The organism is Paenibacillus pectinilyticus (assembly GCF_001700435.1).
Taxonomy (GTDB): Bacteria; Bacillota; Bacilli; order Paenibacillales; family NBRC-103111; genus Paenibacillus_E; species Paenibacillus_E pectinilyticus.
Map to the genome: position 1 here is coordinate 216,591 of NZ_LYPC01000002.1, position 18,365 is coordinate 234,955.

Genomic DNA, 18,365 nt, shown 5'->3' on the forward strand with positions numbered 1-18,365 from the left:
ACTTATCCTCCATTTGTGTGCAAATCTTTCGTTGTGAAAGCGCCTGGCAATAAAGCAGCCACCGTCGTTTGAACGAAAGCTCCCTTAAGATTACTCAAATACACCGGCATTTCCGGGTCGCACAGTTCGATTAATACTTGGCGACAGACGCCACACGGCGAAATCGGCCCTTCTGTATCTCCAGTTACCGCGATCGCTTGGAAAGAACCTCGCTTGTGTCCATCCGCAATAGCGCGGAATAAAGCAGTTCTTTCTGCACAATTCGTCGGTCCATATGCAGCATTTTCTACATTACAGCCAAAGTGGACATCGCCATTCGCATCCAACAGCGCCGCTCCGACTTGAAAGTTGGAATAAGGCGTATAGGCTCGCTTCATCGCTTCTTTGGCGAATACAATGAGTTCTTGAGGATTCATAGCCATCCACCCTTTTATCAAATATAAGTAATTGTAAGTTTTACACCTTTAGTTGACTATATAGAAAGTCATAGTTAAGTTATAGCATGTTTAAGCAGGAAAAAGCGAGGAGCGTTACGACAATTCCAATCAATGCACCCAAAAAGAGTGCGGGGAATGGTCTCGTTTTTTTATCATATAAGACAATTAGAATAAGAATAGCTAGTGTGTAGGCTAGCAAAACGACAATCGTTTGGGTTGTAAATTCAAGTATAACCGTCGAAATGGCAAAGGCAACAGCGGTTAGCAAGCTCGGTCTAACAAGCTTCCCTTTATCTGAGAATCTTGTTTCAATGACGATAACAGTTAGGATGACGAGAGCAATTAATATCCATATCGTTCCCGCGGACATAGGCGTATCTTGTAATCGTTTATGACGAAGGAGCTGATCAATCGGCTCGTAGAAAACGACCATTCCGACAACGACGGCAAAAACAGCAGACACCAAGACGGACGCCGCGGCGACGTCCTTCGCAATTTTGGCTAATGGATGGCGGTCTGGCATGGCCAGGTCCACTGTTTTTTCGACAGCTGTATTGATTAATTCGGTAACGATCATCAGGGTTACTGCAAGCAGAATAAACAAAATATCGGATTTGGATAAATGGATAAAAAGAGCCGCTAATAACACAAGAAACGCAACGCAAAAATGAAATTTCATATTGCGCTGCGTATCTAAGGCATACTTGATTCCTTCATAGGCATACCGAAAGCTTCTGCGCCATTTCCGGAAGCCGCCCGACATTAACGTGTCAAGCCTGCCTTTTGTAAAATATCCTCCTGCTTAGCGAACATGACTTTCTCTTCCTCTTCACTCTGATGGTCATATCCAATCAAATGCAAGAACCCATGAACAAATAAAAAGCCAAGTTCGCGCTCAACGGAATGACCGTAATCTTCTGCTTGCGCAATGGCGCGCGGCACAGAAATGATAATATCGCCGAGCGGCTCAATGAAGGCTTCCGAAACGGTTTCACCTTCCGCTAGCTCCCCGTCTGCATCTTCGCCATCGTCTTCATAATTAATTTGGATTTCATCATCGCCAAACTCGCTCATCGCAAAGGAAAGTACATCCGTTGGTTTATCTAAATTACGATATTGCTTATTCAGATCCTGGATCGTCTCATCATCAACAAAAGTAAGCGCTACTTCGCCTTCTGTAACGCCTTCAAGCTCTCCAGCCAGTTTCAACAGTTCTTCCAGCTTTTCAATAAAAGCAGGTGCGATTTCTTTCTCTTCTTGCTCACTGCTCCATGCTAACGTTAAATCTACACTTGCCATATGAAGTTACCCTCCTTTAAATTATGCCCCATGCTTCTTCGTCGCCATGTCACTTGGATACTCAATGCGCGAATGGAAAATCCCTAACAAGGTTTCATTCAGCGTCTTAGCAATGCGATCCAGTTCTTTCAGTGTAAGGTCACACTCATTGAATTGACCATCGTCTAAGCGTGACTTAATGATTTTGGTAACCATCGAATCAATCTGCTCTAGCGTAGGGTTTCGCAGTGAACGCACCGCGGCTTCCACACTATCCGCAATGCCAACAATGGCCGCTTCCTTCGTTTGCGCCTTTGGACCTGGATACCGGAAATCTTCTTCGCGTATTTCTTTCTCACTATTCTCTTCTTCAGCCTGTTTAGTCGCTTTATGATAAAAATAGTGCAATAACGTCGTACCATGATGCTGCTCTGCAATATCGCGAATCGGCTTCGGCATTTTGTAATCCTTCAGCATATCAACACCATCGCGTGGGTGCGCAATAATAATGGATTTGCTTAAATTAGGATCAATCCGATCATGCGGATTCTCAATATTCGTTTGATTTTCAATGAAATAGCTAGGTCTCTTGGTCTTCCCGATATCATGATAATACGAGCCTACTCTGCATAAAAGCCCATCTGCCCCGATGGATTCAGCTGCCGCTTCTGATAAGTTACCAACCATGACACTGTGGTGATAGGTCCCTGGCGTCTCTGTGAGCAGTTTGCGAAGTAACGGATGATTCGGATTCGATAGCTCCACAAGCTTGAGCGGTGACAGGATTCCGAATGCCGCTTCAAAAAACGGCAGCAATCCGATCACAAACACAACGGTGACTAACCCGCCTGCTGTTGCAAAAGAAAGCGACATTAGCACCTCTCTTTGTTGAAAATGATCTTCCATTAGCAGCATCGACGTTATGGTTAACATAGAGAAAAAAGCGATCATGAGGCCAGCTTTCAGAATGGTTGCTCGTTGGCTCGCTCGTTGTATGGTAAAAACAGAGCTGAAGCAGCCAACTAAACTCACTAATCCGAACCGGAAATCGAAAAGGAGTTCATGTTCTGTATTAAAAATGATACTAGCCATAAAAGCGAATACGACAGAAGAAAGAAAAGCAAGCGGTGCATCTAGCAGAATAGCGATCAAGATACTCCCAAGGGCTGTTGGCGCTAGGTACCCAATAAAGGGATATTCCACATTTTGTAATAACGAGATGATCTTCATACCGGCCACATTCATGACAAAAATGAGAATCAGCATCACGAACTGCGAATTATTATATTTGACCTGCAAGGTGCTCTGCCTTACGAACATAAAGATCACAAAAGATAAGAGAGCACATAGAATGCCGAGGCCAAATTGAGGTAAATGATTCGCTTTATCTTTTAAAAGCTTCAATTTCTCTAACCGGGTATATATTTCTTCTGTGATGACGTCACCGGCTTTCACCAGGACATCATTCTTATTAATATAAACAGGCTTTATATTGCCTCGAGCTTGTCCTTTGGCATCATCCGTACCTTTTTGATCAAAAAACTTATTCGGGGTAATCAGCGTCCTGGCGATCTCAGTGACCATCTCACGCGATGTATTCTTGGCTAGCGTAGACGTATTAACCAATTCTGCCACTTTGGCACGCGCTGTTTGCGCATCCAAAATTTGATCATTCATCAGCTTGGCTACGATCTCTTTGGTTACTGGCCGCATGTCGGCCAGATCTTCTTTGGTCAACCGAGGAAGCTTAAAATACACTTCCTCCGGCAGCGGATACTTCTGATCAGATAAACCTTGCTGTATTTGTTCCAGTAACGAGTCGTTGTATTGCCCGCTATTTTGTAAAGTCTTAATGGCATCATTCGTCAGATCACTAATCAATTGTGGAATGACACGGCGGTAAATACTCACTTTATCGTCGAATTTCACTTCATCATCGGCATTAATTTGAGATAACTTATCAAAAATAGCATCACTAATGACTTCATTCTTGAGATTAACGATCCGATAAACAGGCTGAACCTTCTTCGCTGCGTCTTCTTTGGCTTGCTCCGTTGCGACAGCGTTCTCAATCTGCTCAGGCGCATAGATCGTCTTCTCACTCTTCATGCCTAATGTAATATCAAATACTTGCGGAACCAGCTTCGAATAAAGTGAGGTATAGAAAATCAACCCCAATATCAGAAACATGAGTATTCTTAATCCTGTATTGTATTTCCACCCGCTCAGCCGGTAATGAAATTTGCCTTTCATTTGCACTTCATTTTTCATTACGGAGGTCATTCCTCTCTGTCAAGCCAACCTAGCTTCGTTACTTGTTCGATTCTGCGTTATAGGCAACAATGATTTTCTGAACTAGCGAGTGACGAACCACATCTTGCTCATCAAAATGAATAAAGCCAAGCTCTTCAATGTCACTCAGAATTCGCGAAGCTTCTACAAGTCCAGAGGATTTGCCTCTAGGCAAGTCAATTTGCGTCACATCTCCTGTAATCACCATTTTGGAACCGAATCCAAGTCGGGTCAGAAACATTTTCATTTGCTCTGGTGTCGTGTTCTGAGCTTCATCCAAAATGATAAACGAATCGTCTAAAGTACGGCCTCTCATATAGGCTAACGGGGCAATTTCGATTAATCCCCGCTCTAGTGACTTCGCAACTTGTTCAGGCCCGAGGACATCATTAAGAGCATCATACAATGGGCGTAAATAAGGGTCAACTTTTTCCTGTAAGTCCCCTGGAAGGAAGCCTAAGCTCTCACCAGCTTCAACAGCTGGGCGTGTTAGAACGATTCGTTTAACCGCTCCTTCTTTCAGTCGTGTGACGGCAAGAACAACAGCCAAATACGTCTTCCCTGTCCCTGCCGGGCCAATCCCAAAGACAATATCCTTCTTTTTAATCGTTTCGACATACTTCTTCTGACCGATTGTTTTGACACGAATAGGCTTACCTTTGTGTGTGGAGGTGATTTCACCTTTGAACAAATCAAGTAACTGATCGGCCTTCATCTGCTTAGCTAACTCAACCGCATAGAGGACATCTCGCTCGGTCACTGTGTAATTATTACGTATGAGCTGTAAAAGAACTTCAAAGAGCTGCTGAAGTGAGTTCACTTCGGCAGCCCTGCCTTGTATCGTTATTTCGGCTTCTCGTGTAAAGATTTGAGCCTCAATTTCCCGTTCAATAACGTGCAGGAATTTATCCTGTGGCCCAAATAAAGCTAGTCCTTCAGCCGGATTTTTCAATGTAATTTTCACAGTTTGCGCATTTTCTATCAACAGGCCTCATTCTCCTTGTGTCACAATTGGTTGTTCTTCTGCAATATTTTCTTCGACCTCAAAATGAACGTCTATATAAATTTTACCATTCTCTGTTTTTTCATGCAAAATTTTTTCTCCGACGATCCTTGCATCACTGCCTGCTGAAGCCAACAATTTCGCTTTCGCCTGCTCGATTCCACCTTGCCTAGCAGCCTCCACAGCTACTGGCTCTTCGATCAGATTAACCTCCATCACTTTCTCATGCAACCATCCTAACGGAAGCGAAAACGAGCGCCATGCTAACGTTTTACGTTCAGGAATCGTTTCAAAATGTTCAAATGCGGTCTTCCCATAACCACTGACCTGCAAAGCTCTTGTCCCAAAAACGAGGTAATTGCGGTGAATCGTTTCTCCTGTGTAGACCTTATACTGTTTCGTAAGCGGTGCTTCAATTCGGGAGGTATACCAGACCACTCCCCTTATCTTACCATCTGCGACCACCAATTGACTATTTTGCTCATCACCAATCGTTCCAGAGATCAGGACAGCCCCTTTGCGCACATAGGTATTAGGCTTGACCATCGGCCTTCCTTTTTTGGATTCAATCAATGTGACAAGCGCATTTTTGGAAGCCACGATGTTCCGAGGACTCGTTAACGGCTTTTTATCTGGTATTGTCGCTTCGACAACTTTGATGTTGATGTGCGTGCCTCTGATTTCGACGCCTACCCATGCAGCACTAGGCAGCTGTTGTTGTATGGCACGTGAAAGATTCTCTGCCGGATCTAATTTAAATTTCCATTGAAACTTATGTATACCTTGTTTGGCAGCCGCCTGCAAAATCTCAGATGCTGCAATGCGATCATTCCCTTCGACGGTAACTTGCCATACCAGCGATGTTAAGAGATATATACCAATAACGAAAGCGGCCAATCCACCAAAGAACACTTTCCTTCGCCCCATTTTTTCCATAAAAAAAGGCATCCCGTGCCGCCTGAGGACGTGCACTCTGCAGCCTGTCCGCTTTAAGAGCGGCCGAAGTCGAAAGAAATCCTTGATCAGGATATTTAGCTCCAGCTTCCCCTCTTGGCCAGGTTGAATATCCCATATGGAGAAGCCTCCCTCCACCATAGGATGAATCAACCTTTCACAGTCCTTGCCTCGAATTTGTATGCGTACATAGCCACGCAAACGGGCAATGAATAGGGATTGTTTCATGACACAGCCTCCAGTTCCTCATTCACCTTACTTATCAGGGCATATATTTAACATGGTCAATGATGCCTTCAATAAAAACTTCCTCTGAAAGAATAGCTCGAATGACCAATTGTTGGCCGAAAACCTCCAACGTTCCTTTGCCTAGTTCCAGCTTCAGGTTTTCACTCGAGAAATGCAGTACGCCCCGATGATTCTCTACATATAGCTGTACGTTGCCGATCATCGTGATTCGCGGCAAATCCGTAACAACATCTTGGGGAAGATCAAGGATCTTGGCCGTGAATTGGTTCCATTTGCGGGTCAAGCGACGCATAGCTGGGCAGTACCCCCTCTAACTTGAAGATCATGCATGCAGAAAAAGCCCATAGACTTTCTACCAAAATATGCGAGGAGGCCCGCTTTTATGCAAAAAACGCCCTTCTCGATTGAACGAGAGGGCGTCGATTTGGTTATTATCTTCGAAATGGTTTTTTCGAGCGAGGTGGACCTAAAATCTCTGCCCACACAACACCTTGAAGCACTTGTTCGCGCTTCGGATTATCTAGAAAAGGACTGGATGATGAAATCTCATCCGCATATACAGGCGAATCTGCCGGTGCATTCTTTGATGCCTGTGAAGGAAAGGGGGACGTCTTCTGCTTTGGCGGAGCAACTGTCTGCTTAGCAAAGCCAGACTGATTAAATTCGTCCCTGACGCGTTCTACGCGGTCAACCGAGTTGGCAGGCTTTGCCTGCACGTTCCTCGCCTCTACCGGCCGCTTAGCGCCCTCTGGCGCATTACCAAATGTCGGCATCCCTGGTCTTGGCGCACTTTGCCCTGCACGCTTTCTTCTGCTGTTCATTTGATAGAAAAAGGTCAAAGCAATAATGACCAGATACCAGTTCTTCAGTAGGAATACAATAAGCTGTTCCATCTGATCACCTCAATTCTTTATTCTTTTTCATTTTTTCCATCATTTATTTTTCCAAGGGATGATCGCATTTGCGTATCCGATTCAATATTTTTGAGATTCATATAATCCATTACACCTAATTGACCATTGCGAAGTGCTTCTGCCATAGCGAGCGGCACCTGCGATTCGGATTCCACCACTTTGGCGCGCATTTCTACAACTCTCGCTTTCATCTCTTGCTCTGCAGCGACAGCCATTGCGCGGCGCTCTTCTGCCTTCGCCTGAGCAATTCGTTTATCTGCCTCTGCTTGCTCCGTTTGCAAATGCGCGCCAATGTTTTTGCCTACATCAACATCCGCAATATCAATGGATAGGATTTCGAATGCAGTCCCCGCATCCAATCCTTTACCGAGCACGGTCCGAGAAATCAAGTCTGGATTTTCCAAAACATCCTTATGAGATTGACTGGAACCTACTGTCGTAACGATCCCCTCGCCGACACGGGCAATAATCGTTTCTTCACCAGCACCACCGACGAGGCGATCAATATTGGCACGAACCGTAACGCGAGCAATAACTTTTACTTCAATACCATTCTTGGCAACCGCCGAAACATTAGGTGTTTCGATAACACGCGGGTTAACGCTCATTTGAACAGCTAGTAAGACGTCACGACCTGCCAAATCAATCGCAGCCGCGCGTTCAAACTCCAAATGAATCTTTGCACGATGAGCAGCAATCAATGCATTCACAACACGGTCAACGTTACCACCAGCAAGAAAATGACTCTCGAGCTGATTCACACTGAGATCTATCCCCGCTTTCGTCGCTTTAATCATCGGATTGACAATTCGACTTGGTATAACACGACGAAGCCTCATGGCAATCAACGTAATAATGCTGATTCGCACCCCTGACGCCAATGCTGAAATCCACAACATAACGGGGACGATGCTCAATAAAATCGATAACACGATAATAATTATGGCTGCTAATAATACCAAATATAAACCTGGTTCAATCGTCATTTCGTATTTCCTCCTAAATTGTTTTGTTCGTTTGCCACTTCTTTGACTACAACCCGAACCCCTTCAACTTCGATAACAACAACAGCATGGCTGGCTGGAATAAAGCTTCCACTCGTCACAACGTCAATACGTTCACCTTGTATCATAGCTGTTCCAGCCGGACGCAGAGGTGTTATGGCTTCGCCTGTTTTCCCAATTAAGTATGAACGGTCCGGATTCGAGGTAAACCCCTTACTCGTCGTCAACTGTTCTCTCAGAATAAAACGGTTCCACACTCCACGATGCTTAAATGTCCTAATCGCCAAAATAATGGCGACAAGAGCGACAAGCAAGGCAATACCGAGCATTAACGCAGCTTCCTTCGGATCTGAAGAGGCCATGATGACTCCGCCAAAAAGGCAGATCGCACCGAGAACACTAAGAATACCAAAACTAGGAACTACAATCTCTAGAATTAACATGACTAATCCCAATCCGAATACGGCCAAATCGCCAAAGCTTGCGAAGCCAGCTAGATAGAACCCCAAGAAATATAAAGCAAAGCCTGCTACACCTCCCAAGGCCAATAAGCCGCTGCTGAAAAACAACAGTTCAAGGGCAATACCAATAATCCCAACCATTAATAAAACCGTCGCGGTTACAGGGTGAGTCAGAAAGGCGGATAAGTTATCAAGAAACATCGTCGTTCACTCCTTCCCCAGAAACTTCCTTATCACAGGTATGTACGTATTAATCTATGAACTGTTTCAGTTTTTATTAAAAAAAAAGAAAAAGACCGGGTGGAATCATCCACTCGGTCTCCATAACACATATTTGGTGTTAACCTAATAATTGTTGAACTAACTGATTGATAATCTTACCATCAGCGCGTCCTTTAACCTGAGGCATTAATGCCGTCATCACTTTGCCCATATCCGCTTTGGAAGAAGCACCAATTTGCTGGATGGTCTGCTGTACAATGGCTTTCACTTCTTCCTCAGAAAGCTGTTGCGGCATGTACTCAGCTAGAATAACAAGTTCTGCACTCAGGTTGTCGGCTAGATCGTCACGACCTGCCTTGGCAAATTCTTGGAGGGAATCCTTACGCTGTTTGATCTCACGAGTTAGAACATCAAGCACTTCATTGTCGTCTAAGGGTCTTTTCAGATCAATCTCAGAATTCTTAATCGTAGAACGTACCATTCGAATTACAGAGAGCTTAAACTTGTCCTGACTCTTCATCGCTTGTTTCATATCTTCGTTCAATCGATCGCTTAAGCTCATGTTGCCTCCTAGAACTTTCTTTTACGAGCAGCCTCAGATTTAAGCTTACGCTTAACGCTAGGCTTGTCATAATGCTTACGTTTCTTAACTTCTGCAAGAACGCCATCCTTAGCGATGGAACGCTTAAAGCGACGAAGTGCAGCATCTATAGTTTCGTTCTTACGAACTCGAGTTTCTGACAACAGTTTTCCCTCCCTCCGAACAGACCATCTAAGACAAAACGGTTCATCAAATCTCATTATAGGTGATAGTAATTAGGGTGTCAATCGCAAAACGGATGTTTCCTACTAGGAAAGTTTAGTTATGGACGCCAAGTGGTGCCAATCTAGCACCTGCCATCAAATGATAATGCAAATGGTGAACAATTTGACCCGCGTTTGCACCAACATTCGTAATTACGCGATAGCCGGAATCTTCTACCTCTAGCTCTCTAGCAACCTGGGCAGCGACACGCTGCATTTGCCCGACAACAGCCCAATCTTCCGTTTCCCCCGCGGCCAGCGATGCGAAGTGTTTCTTAGGAATGATCAGGACATGAATCGGAGCAGCCGGTTGAATATCATGAAACGCTAGAATTTGATCATCTTCATAGACTTTCTTTGAGGGTAGATCCCCTGCAACGATTTTACAAAATATACAATCACTCATTGATTGATTTGTCCCCCCGACTTTGTTATCCTATCTAACTTTAATTTTATCGGAAATTAAATTAAAAATCCATTCCAAATTATCTCGCATTATCGGTGGGGTTGACTTTTGAGGGATTGATGGATCTTCTTCCATTTCGCTTTCTCGGCAGCTTGGAGTCCTTTATCTTCTTTGCGCGCCAAATAGGCAAGCTCTTTCTGTAATTTCACATAGCTTTGGAAACGCTCCGCGGCTAATGTCCCAGTATCCAAAGCTGCTTTCACAGCACATTTGGGTTCATTCTCGTGCTTACAATCTTGAAAAAAGCATTGCTCAGCAACTTCCTCTATATCTTGAAACGAGGTGCTCAGCCCCTCAGAGGCACTCCAAAGTTGGAGCTCTCGCATACCAGGCGTATCGATTAAAATGCCGCCATCAGGCAGCAGAATCAGCTCACGGTGTGTCGTCGTATGCTTTCCTTTATCATCATCCGCACGAATATCACCGATATTCAAAATGTCGCGGCCATAGATATGATTCACTAATGTGGATTTGCCAACACCTGAAGACCCAAGTAAGGCTACGGTCTGACCTTGCGTGATATAACGTGCCAACGCATCCAAACCACGGTGCTCTGCTGAGCTTATGATGTGAATAGGCACGCCTATCGCGACCGCGGCAACTTCTTCGGCTAGTTCATCTGGATTCTCACAAAGATCAGCTTTACTTAGCACGATCACGGGGTTCGCTCCACTTTCCCAAGCTAACACCAGATATCGTTCAATTCGACGAACATTAAAATCCTGATTGAGCGCAGATACTAGAAATACCGTATCTACATTCGTTGCAACAATTTGTTCTTCCGTGACTTGACCAGCCACTTTACGGGAAAACTTACTTCGACGAGGGAGGACAGCATGAATGACCGCTCGTTGCTCACCCTCTCTTAGCGATAATACGACCCAATCACCAACAGCGGGATAATCCTCCCGGCGCAGCGCATTGTGACGCATTTTGCCAGAAATCTCAGCGAGCATTTCACCAGACTCTGTCTGAACACGGTACATATGCTTATGTTCTAGTGATACCCGGCCTGCGACCCAGCCATCTTCATTCTGATATGGTTGAAAAGCTTTTTCAAAAAAGGAATGCCATCCTAAATCTATTTTATTCAAGTCAATAATTCATCCTCTCAAGGTGTTCTAACGTGAAGTATATACCGATCCGCTGCACCCCACACGGGAAAGAATGATTAAGATCAATTAATCCGAAAGCCCTTGTTTAACAGCGGTCAATTCATTTGTAGACTACAAGTCTATTTTTGCATATAATAGGTGTAAACTGATCGCCCGAATGGAGTGAGCGGATGAGTCAATTCATGAGAGCCTCCACCCGCAAAAAGCGAGAAGTGATGATGGAAGTTGCCTTAGCTATGTTCATGGAAAAAGGCTATGAGAATGTCTCTGTTGATGAAATTATCGCTGCGACGAATACATCCAAGGGAACCTTTTATCATTATTTCAAAAGTAAGGACGCCATCATTTCAGCTCTTTACAGCAAGCAAATTCAATTGATCCAAGATTGGGTCAAGCAACCTCCCTCAAAGGTACAATCGTTAGAGGGACACATTAATCGCCTATTTTTAGACTTAGCGTCGAATATTCAATTCTCACCTAGATTCATTCGCAGCTTACAGGCGCTATCTTTACAAAACGATACCGTGAGAATGGAAGAACAGCAGCAATTACGCGTTTTGACCGAAGGTTTATTGCACTGGCTCCCGGAGCCTCCAAAGATTGAACTTCTCGTCTGTATGTATGCGGGAACGATCCGTACATGGTGCAACCAAGAGAATGCCGACCTACTCTCCATGATGAAAAACAACTTAGCCTGGCTTTGGGTAGGCCTTCGTTCCGAAGCCCCCTTCGCATCGTTGCAGGTAGAACCAGTCCCCAAGGAGGAAAACCTAATGAAAGTAGCTATTATTGGCGGTGGTCTTGCTGGTTTAACAGCAGCTGCCTATTTATCCGAAAACCCGCATGTTGAAGGTATTTTGTTCGAACGCAGTCCGCAGCTCGGCGGGCGTGCTTTTACGTATGAGAAAGCTGGCTTCACACTGAATTACGGCGCTCATGCGATTTATGGGATTGATCGTCACACCCTAACAACGATGGAAAAGGAGCTAGGTCTCTCCTTCTCATCCAAACAAGTGGATAAGCGTAAAGTTGTCTATGCCAAACACAACCAGCTCACGACTGCGCCTCTTGATGCCATTAATTTATTGAAAACAGATTTACTCAGCACGATTCAAAAAGTTCGTTTCGTCGGGGAAATCGCCGCAATTATTGCCAATATCCACAATATTAAAAACTACGCAACCTTAGCCGATTATCTTGCAGAATCGAATGCAGACGAAGATGTGAAAGAGCTTTGGGAGCACCTGGTGTGCTCAAACTTCTTCATCACACCTGAGGATGCACGCAACGTATCCGGTGCTGTTATCAGCGAGTACTACCACAACTTGTTCTTATCAAGCAAGCCGGTCAACTATGTACTTGGCAGCTGGGCTGTTATCACGAATCAGTTGAAACAGAAAATGACTGCGTCCGGTAACTGGGAAATTGCTCTACAAGAAGGCGTCGAAAGCTTGCGCTATGCCGATCGCAAATTCGTACTTCAAACGAAATCACGTGAAATGGCGTTTGATAAGGTCATTTTCGCAATGCCAGTTCAGCAAGTTGTCAAACTCCTCAAAGGAACAGCATGGGAGCCATTCCTTGCTCCGTATGAGTCCAACACCGCGACAGAGGTTATGGTTTATGATATCGGGCTTAGCCGCGTGGTCGCTCGACCGTTCAGTTACATCAGCGATATGGACAACAAGCTGTTCATCAGTGATGTATCCGCGACGGACCACACATTAGTTCCAGAGGGTGGACAATTACTGCAAGGCATCGCCTACCTGAGCGATAACTTCGATAGCGACGAGCAGCGCAAAGCCTATTTGGACAATAAAACGTCGCAAATGGAAGCTCTCTTCGATCAGCACTACCCGGGCTGGCGTGATGTGACTGCCGTCAAACGGGTGTCCAAGAAAGCGATGGTCTCCAGTGTGAAAAATATTGCTACCAATAAGCTTTTACCGACCCGCGTTGAAAATATTCCGTTCTACTTCTGCGGAGATGGATGTACGGGTAAGGGCGAGCTTGCTGAACGCGCATTTTCGAGCGCGCGCAGCGCGGCACTCTCCATCGTTCAAGAAGTGGAGCAAGCTCTGCAAAACGCATAAGGTTAAGATTAAACCATTTCAATTTATACACAGCCAGTGCTTCCGATTCGGGGTGCTGGCTGTTTTGCGTCATCCTAAATATTGGTAAATGTTCGCTTCTTTCGTGCAACTTCATACTGCGAAATTCGTCTACATAGACAACGAATGACATGTAGGAGGTTTTGGTATGACGAAAGTAAGGAAATGGCTGACTGTCGGATGGATCACGCTTGCTATTATGGTTCTGTTCATCGTAGTTAAAATCCTGATACCAACGCCAGCTACGCAGGCCATTGAAAGTATACAGCCTACAGGAACAGCTCTACCGAATGCCAGCATGCAACCCCAGGAAACGGTACGACCAGATGAAAATATAAATACACAAGTAACAGTTCAACCAAATCAAAACATTTTGCCCATAGAAACAGCCCAACCAAAAGAAAACATGCAACCTAGTTCCGCACGGTGGTACGATCCTTCACAGCTTGGAATCGGTGATTCAATTGGTGGTTGGAACGTTGTTGACTTGAAGTTAGAAACGTATGGCAAAGGCTCAAAAGCCTTCATCCTGGAAGGAGAGGCACAAATCTCTGGTACTTTTACGGTTAACTATGCAGAGGATACGTACAATAGCCACCAGATTATTTTGTTAGCCGACGACAATCCCTCCCGTTCATTACCTAAGCCGCTAGCCTTCGGAGGAAGTTCTTCACGCATGATTCTACATCTCAGCAATCCAGATGACCGCAAACAATTCGGCGAGCCGGGATCTAAGGGGCGTGTTACGGTAACTATTCATCAGTATCAGAGCGTGTATGCAGACATTCTTGAAGGTGTCTCTGATACAGCCGAAGTCACACAATTAGACCACATCACTTCTACCCCACCACCGCTAACAGAGGTACTGCCTACCGAACTTACGCAAGCTCTCCGCTCTCACCCTTTGGTTCCAATTGAACTTAACGATAAGAGCTTAACAGCATCTACCACCTATGAACTTATTCAGGGTTGGTTTCTACAGCTAAACAAGCAATATATCAGTGGATTAGAACCGTTTACTCTTAAACGGATTAGCCCTGAACAGAAAGATCAGATTCAATCATGGCTCATGCAGGCTTTTACAGCAGCTCAAGCAGAAGAAATTTCAGCCATGTACGTCCAAAAATCCGGTATACACTACATCATTGGAGGGGGTTATTTACCCTTTAGACCAAATAGTGAAGTGAAGGAAATAAGCCAGCAATCCATACAAATGGAAGGTTCAGACACACTTCAATACACAGGTGTTTACATTCTTTCAGGTATGCATGATGTCCAATTTAGTTATACGTTGAAACGAATAGGCGGAGTTTGGAAAATAGATCAGATCGAGATGAAGCTTATTTAAGAAAAATGGATAACTCTGTTGGCTTTTAGGTGAAGCAATTAAATTTCTACATTCAGTAAAACAAAAAGCTGCTCTAGTCCTGACTTATCGTCAGAAATAGAAGCAGCTTTATCCATGATAAGCTTATTTCGTTGTAATCGTTACCGTTCTGCTTGTTCCATTCCAATTGACGATTCCGCCAAATGTTTCACCTACGAATCTAGCAGGAGCAAGCGTATAGCCGTTCACTAGTCTTGCCGGCTCTTCCAGCTGAGTCGCTTTACCATTGACATATACCGTCGTCTGATCCAGCGTTAGCTTCACCGTAGTAGTCCCCTTAGTCGCCGTTACTGTTCTAGTTGCAGCTTCATAATCAACCTTAGCCCCCATCGCTTCGAAAATAGCACGAAGTGGCGTAAAGGTTGATCCATTTACAATGACCGGGGCTTGCTCAAACTTCTGTACAGCACCGTTGATATCCACTGAAACCTGAGAGGAAATGCCAAACGTTCGCAAAGCTACCTGTTGTCCTGCTTTGTTCATAATCCTCAATTGAAGGACAGAACCCTCTGGCACATCACCAGCCTTCAAATCCAGTCCATAAGGTAAGCTCGTTTGCGAGGCAATGACTCGACCATTTAACAAATACTCCACCTTACCGATGTACACCTCAGGTATTTTGATAAAAGGAATGATCCTTGTCCCCTTAGTGAAAGCCTGATGTTCAGCATCAATCGGCACGTAACCAATATGGTCAGCCGGCTTGGATGCGTCCTTCACCTCAGAAAGCAAATAAGGGTTCGCAATCAATTGTTTATAGTAAGACTGAATTTCGGATGAAGTTGAAAGTGAATAATCGTTCTTCGCGCTCGCCATGCCTTGATCAACATTGAAATAAGTAATGGCCTTCAAGCGCGGATATTTATAGGGCATGATCTCATATAAACGTTGTAGATTCAGTTTCGCCCATTCCGTGTAATCTTCATCTGCTGAGTGTGAATAATGGGGAACCCCTGTCTCACTGAGCATTAATGGCTTTCGTGAAGCATAGGTGTTATATAATCTTGTCAGTCGTTCCACATTACTCGTTGCAAGCATGGACGGCAGGGACGGGTCTCCGTTCTCGTAGGGTTCAATGTACAAACTAACGCCAACCCAATCTACATAGGCATCCCCTGGATAATAAGGATCAATATCGTTTGCCGGAACATCCCCTGGACTCCATACCATCGCCACGTTCGGCGCCTCTGCAGCAAACACATCGTGCAGCATACGAAATTTCGCAATATATTGCGCCGGATTCCCGTGCCATTTCACCCATGCTCCATTCATTTCGCCAGCAAATCGCAAAAAGATTGGAATGCCTGCCACTTTGGCTTCACGCGCCCAATTCCTCAAATAGGCACCATCTGCTACAGGATCTAGCCCATCGTCTGGTTCCCAAGCAATTTGCAAGGCTCCACCAGCCTCTTTCGCCCGTTTAGCATATGTAGCAGGGAAGCTTTGCCCCCAATGTGCATACGCCAAGTAAATGGCGTGCTTTTTGCCGTACTCGGATGCCATTTTCGTGAAAATATTACCCACCTTAGGATCTTGCTCCGAATATACGCCAAGATATGTACCATAAGCAGGTTCAAACTTAGCTAGTTGAGCTCCCTTGGGATCGCTTAGCTGCTGAACTATGCTCTCATTGTTTTCTTCCCGATACAATTCGACCGTTGTTCGAATCTGGTCCGCACGCTGTAATTTGACTGCACCCCAATCCTTACCAGCGTTCACCCAATATTTATTTTCCTGCTCATAATAGTAAATGGCTTGATCATAATCACCTAATGCATCAAAGTAGGCATCTAGCTTCCCACTAAAAAGTGCCGCATTCTCCCAATCCCCTGTACTCGCGTAGTAATTGGTTAGATATTGCCAGTGAGGAACAGCGGCTTTGGAGTTTCCAGCAGCCTGCAAGGCTTCTGCCTGTGTCCAATGATCCCAAACGATATCAGCGCGGGCGGGCGCTGGTGATTGTACGATTCCCGCAGTCATGATTCCAACAGCTAGTGATAAAATCCCGATTCTTTTATTCATTTTCAAAGCATACAAACTCCCTTTCACGTGTTGCAAAATATGCGCATGTACTTCATACGTAATGAAACACGAAAAAGTAGCACAAAATTAAACAAATTGTCAAAATCGTTGATTATTGCTGATAGATGTGAGCGGATGCTTAGGAATACATGAAACAAGCCTTATGCACCTCCCAAATGGAAAGCACTGTGCACAAGACTTGTCATAGGATCCTATTTGGCAGGTTTAACAAGAATGGCTCGGATGCGTTTGCGCTGTTGCTCTGTTAAAGGCTGCACATACGAGGAATTGCCAATCGGTGCTACACCTTTTACCTTACCTGCTATATACGTACCGCCAGCTGTTGGAACTGCAATACGCACGCCATATGTGCTCATCACAAGACCAATTGGATTGCTAATAGAACGTATACCATCGGCTGTGCCCGCAAAATTGAGAGCTGCTGCATATCGATCACTTGCTCGCAGCCACACGGAACCAGAATCTCCAGGAAGTGAAACTGGGCCTGTATTACCATGGATGACGGTCTGATTCCGGAACAATAATGTCCCAAGACTCCCCCCATAGGACACACGCACATCCACATTGTTCGACTCCACTGTACCTCTTACAAAGCCTGATGTACGACCTGTTTTCATTACTTGAAGTCCAACCGGATAGCTTAACAGATGCCCTGGCACTTTAATAAGTCTGCCAGCCCCATTAATCAAATAACGCGGATTTAATCGATGGTTTGAAGTTGGAACCGCAAGCGAGGAATCTTGGAAATTTACTGCACCCGGGCGTAAAGGTACGAATTGAAAGGCTCTACCTACGCGATCTGCGCCAGATACGCCACCATCTGCAGGACCAGGTTGTAAGGTTTCCGAGAAGGAGGCTGAGTTATTTCTAATCAGAACATGATTATTACTGAGAATGTATAACTGATTGTTCTTAATAACAATGACGCCTGCTGTTCCCGTTGCTGCAGGAATGGCTTTACCGATACTGACGCCGCCAGGAACAGGTCGAATTCGACTTGTAAATGACTTCGGTCTAAACACTTTAGGTTTCAGAGCAGGCACCGAATGTGCTTTGAAACTTCCAGACGAGAGAAATCGTACAGGTACAGCTGAACCTAATTTAGCCGCCACGCTTTTTAAGTTATTCAAACCAGAGGGTACGATTTTATCATGCGTATACACGATAACACTCGCGCCCAGCGATGGTTTGTGGGGATCCACATAACCAACACCAACTGCCATAACCTCTGCCCGCTTCAGTAACATAGGTGAAATTCGATTCTTATGTTTCAAAGCTTCATGAAATGTTGCCATGCTCATTCCCCTTTACGTCATGTTGTTGCAGTGTATGCCAACTTGTACGCTTCGGATTGTTGGCTTTACCTAGGAGGGCTGGCTGCGGGAGGAAAAAGGGCTGCAGGGAAGAAAGCTCTGAGGGAATTGGCTGCGGGAAGAAAGCTGTGAGGAATTATTTGCATATATGCGTACGATGCAGGATGTCAATTAAGGCGAGAAAGAACACTGCAGGCGTATTGCATATTAGCTCGGAAATGGCATATTGGGGGATTTTAGACCTCCATGAGAGCTTATTGAGTGAGTGAGTGAGGGGACACTTTGACAAGGACTTATTCGCAGGGAGAGAAG

The 18,365-nt window shown here is 44.9% G+C and carries 18 protein-coding genes; 2 read left to right on the forward strand and 16 right to left on the reverse strand.

All coding sequences use genetic code 11. From position 1 onward, the window contains the following. Positions 1–2: 2 nt before the first annotated feature. The 14 genes from cdd to rsgA form a co-directional block, all read right to left on the reverse strand. On the reverse strand, positions 3–416 hold the full coding sequence (gene cdd, locus A8709_RS01285; RefSeq protein ID WP_065850395.1) for a cytidine deaminase: 414 nt from the start codon (positions 414–416) through the stop codon (positions 3–5). 79 nt (positions 417–495) lie between these two features. Further along, on the reverse strand, positions 496–1,200 hold the full coding sequence (locus A8709_RS01290) for a diacylglycerol kinase (RefSeq protein ID WP_065850396.1): 705 nt from the start codon (positions 1,198–1,200) through the stop codon (positions 496–498). Next, on the reverse strand, positions 1,200–1,736 hold the full coding sequence (gene ybeY / locus A8709_RS01295; RefSeq protein WP_065850397.1) for an rRNA maturation RNase YbeY: 537 nt from the start codon (positions 1,734–1,736) through the stop codon (positions 1,200–1,202). The genes A8709_RS01290 and ybeY overlap by 1 nt, the downstream gene beginning before the upstream one ends. Before the next feature lie 21 nt (positions 1,737–1,757). Then, on the reverse strand, positions 1,758–3,986 hold the full coding sequence (locus A8709_RS01300) for an HD family phosphohydrolase (RefSeq protein ID WP_065850398.1): 2,229 nt from the start codon (positions 3,984–3,986) through the stop codon (positions 1,758–1,760). Positions 3,987–4,026: 40 nt separating this feature from the next. Continuing rightward, positions 4,027–4,989, reverse strand: a complete 963-nt coding sequence (locus A8709_RS01305; RefSeq protein WP_425262301.1) for a PhoH family protein — start codon at positions 4,987–4,989, stop codon at positions 4,027–4,029. A gap of 9 nt (positions 4,990–4,998) precedes the next feature. Beyond that, positions 4,999–6,192 carry a sporulation protein YqfD gene (gene yqfD / locus A8709_RS01310; protein ID WP_065850400.1) on the reverse strand — a complete coding sequence of 398 codons (1,194 nt, stop codon included), beginning with the start codon at positions 6,190–6,192 and terminating at the stop codon, positions 4,999–5,001. Between the two features lie 34 nt (positions 6,193–6,226). Further along, on the reverse strand, positions 6,227–6,505 hold the full coding sequence (gene yqfC / locus A8709_RS01315; RefSeq protein WP_065850401.1) for a sporulation protein YqfC: 279 nt from the start codon (positions 6,503–6,505) through the stop codon (positions 6,227–6,229). Positions 6,506–6,644: 139 nt separating this feature from the next. Then, positions 6,645–7,106, reverse strand: a complete 462-nt coding sequence (locus tag A8709_RS01320; RefSeq protein WP_065850402.1) for a hypothetical protein — start codon at positions 7,104–7,106, stop codon at positions 6,645–6,647. Positions 7,107–7,123: 17 nt separating this feature from the next. After that, on the reverse strand, positions 7,124–8,113 hold the full coding sequence (gene floA, locus A8709_RS01325; protein ID WP_279615835.1) for a flotillin-like protein FloA: 990 nt from the start codon (positions 8,111–8,113) through the stop codon (positions 7,124–7,126). Continuing rightward, on the reverse strand, positions 8,110–8,793 hold the full coding sequence (locus A8709_RS01330; RefSeq protein WP_065850403.1) for an NfeD family protein: 684 nt from the start codon (positions 8,791–8,793) through the stop codon (positions 8,110–8,112). The genes floA and A8709_RS01330 overlap by 4 nt, the downstream gene beginning before the upstream one ends. Positions 8,794–8,932: 139 nt before the next feature. Further along, positions 8,933–9,376: a GatB/YqeY domain-containing protein gene (locus tag A8709_RS01335; RefSeq protein ID WP_065850404.1), complete on the reverse strand. Its 444-nt coding sequence runs from the start codon at positions 9,374–9,376 to the stop codon at positions 8,933–8,935. Between the two features lie 8 nt (positions 9,377–9,384). Further along, positions 9,385–9,558, reverse strand: coding sequence for a 30S ribosomal protein S21 (gene rpsU / locus A8709_RS01340; RefSeq protein WP_028558020.1), 174 nt, complete (start codon positions 9,556–9,558; stop codon positions 9,385–9,387). A gap of 115 nt (positions 9,559–9,673) precedes the next feature. Beyond that, positions 9,674–10,024, reverse strand: coding sequence for a histidine triad nucleotide-binding protein (locus A8709_RS01345; protein WP_065850405.1), 351 nt, complete (start codon positions 10,022–10,024; stop codon positions 9,674–9,676). Between the two features lie 89 nt (positions 10,025–10,113). After that, entirely contained in the window at positions 10,114–11,187 is a 1,074-nt protein-coding gene (gene rsgA, locus A8709_RS01350) for a ribosome small subunit-dependent GTPase A (RefSeq protein ID WP_425262302.1), read from the reverse strand. A 182-nt stretch (positions 11,188–11,369) separates the two neighbouring features. Between rsgA and A8709_RS01355 the strand changes: the two genes are divergently transcribed. Together A8709_RS01355 and A8709_RS01360 are read left to right on the forward strand one after the other, a co-directional pair. Further along, the gene (locus A8709_RS01355) at positions 11,370–13,292 is read left to right on the forward strand and encodes an FAD-dependent oxidoreductase (RefSeq protein ID WP_065850407.1); all 1,923 of its coding nucleotides are present in this window, start codon (positions 11,370–11,372) and stop codon (positions 13,290–13,292) included. A 166-nt stretch (positions 13,293–13,458) separates the two neighbouring features. Beyond that, positions 13,459–14,658 (forward strand): hypothetical protein, encoded by a 1,200-nt coding sequence (locus A8709_RS01360; RefSeq protein ID WP_065850408.1) that lies wholly within the window; start codon positions 13,459–13,461, stop codon positions 14,656–14,658. 123 nt (positions 14,659–14,781) lie between these two features. Here the strand turns inward: A8709_RS01360 and A8709_RS01365 are convergent, their stop codons facing one another. Beyond that, positions 14,782–16,719 carry a stalk domain-containing protein gene (locus tag A8709_RS01365; protein WP_141692380.1) on the reverse strand — a complete coding sequence of 646 codons (1,938 nt, stop codon included), beginning with the start codon at positions 16,717–16,719 and terminating at the stop codon, positions 14,782–14,784. Positions 16,720–16,931: 212 nt separating this feature from the next. Then, the gene (locus A8709_RS01370; protein ID WP_244163063.1) at positions 16,932–18,035 is read right to left on the reverse strand and encodes a S1 family peptidase; all 1,104 of its coding nucleotides are present in this window, start codon (positions 18,033–18,035) and stop codon (positions 16,932–16,934) included. Between the last annotated feature and the right edge of the window lie 330 nt (positions 18,036–18,365).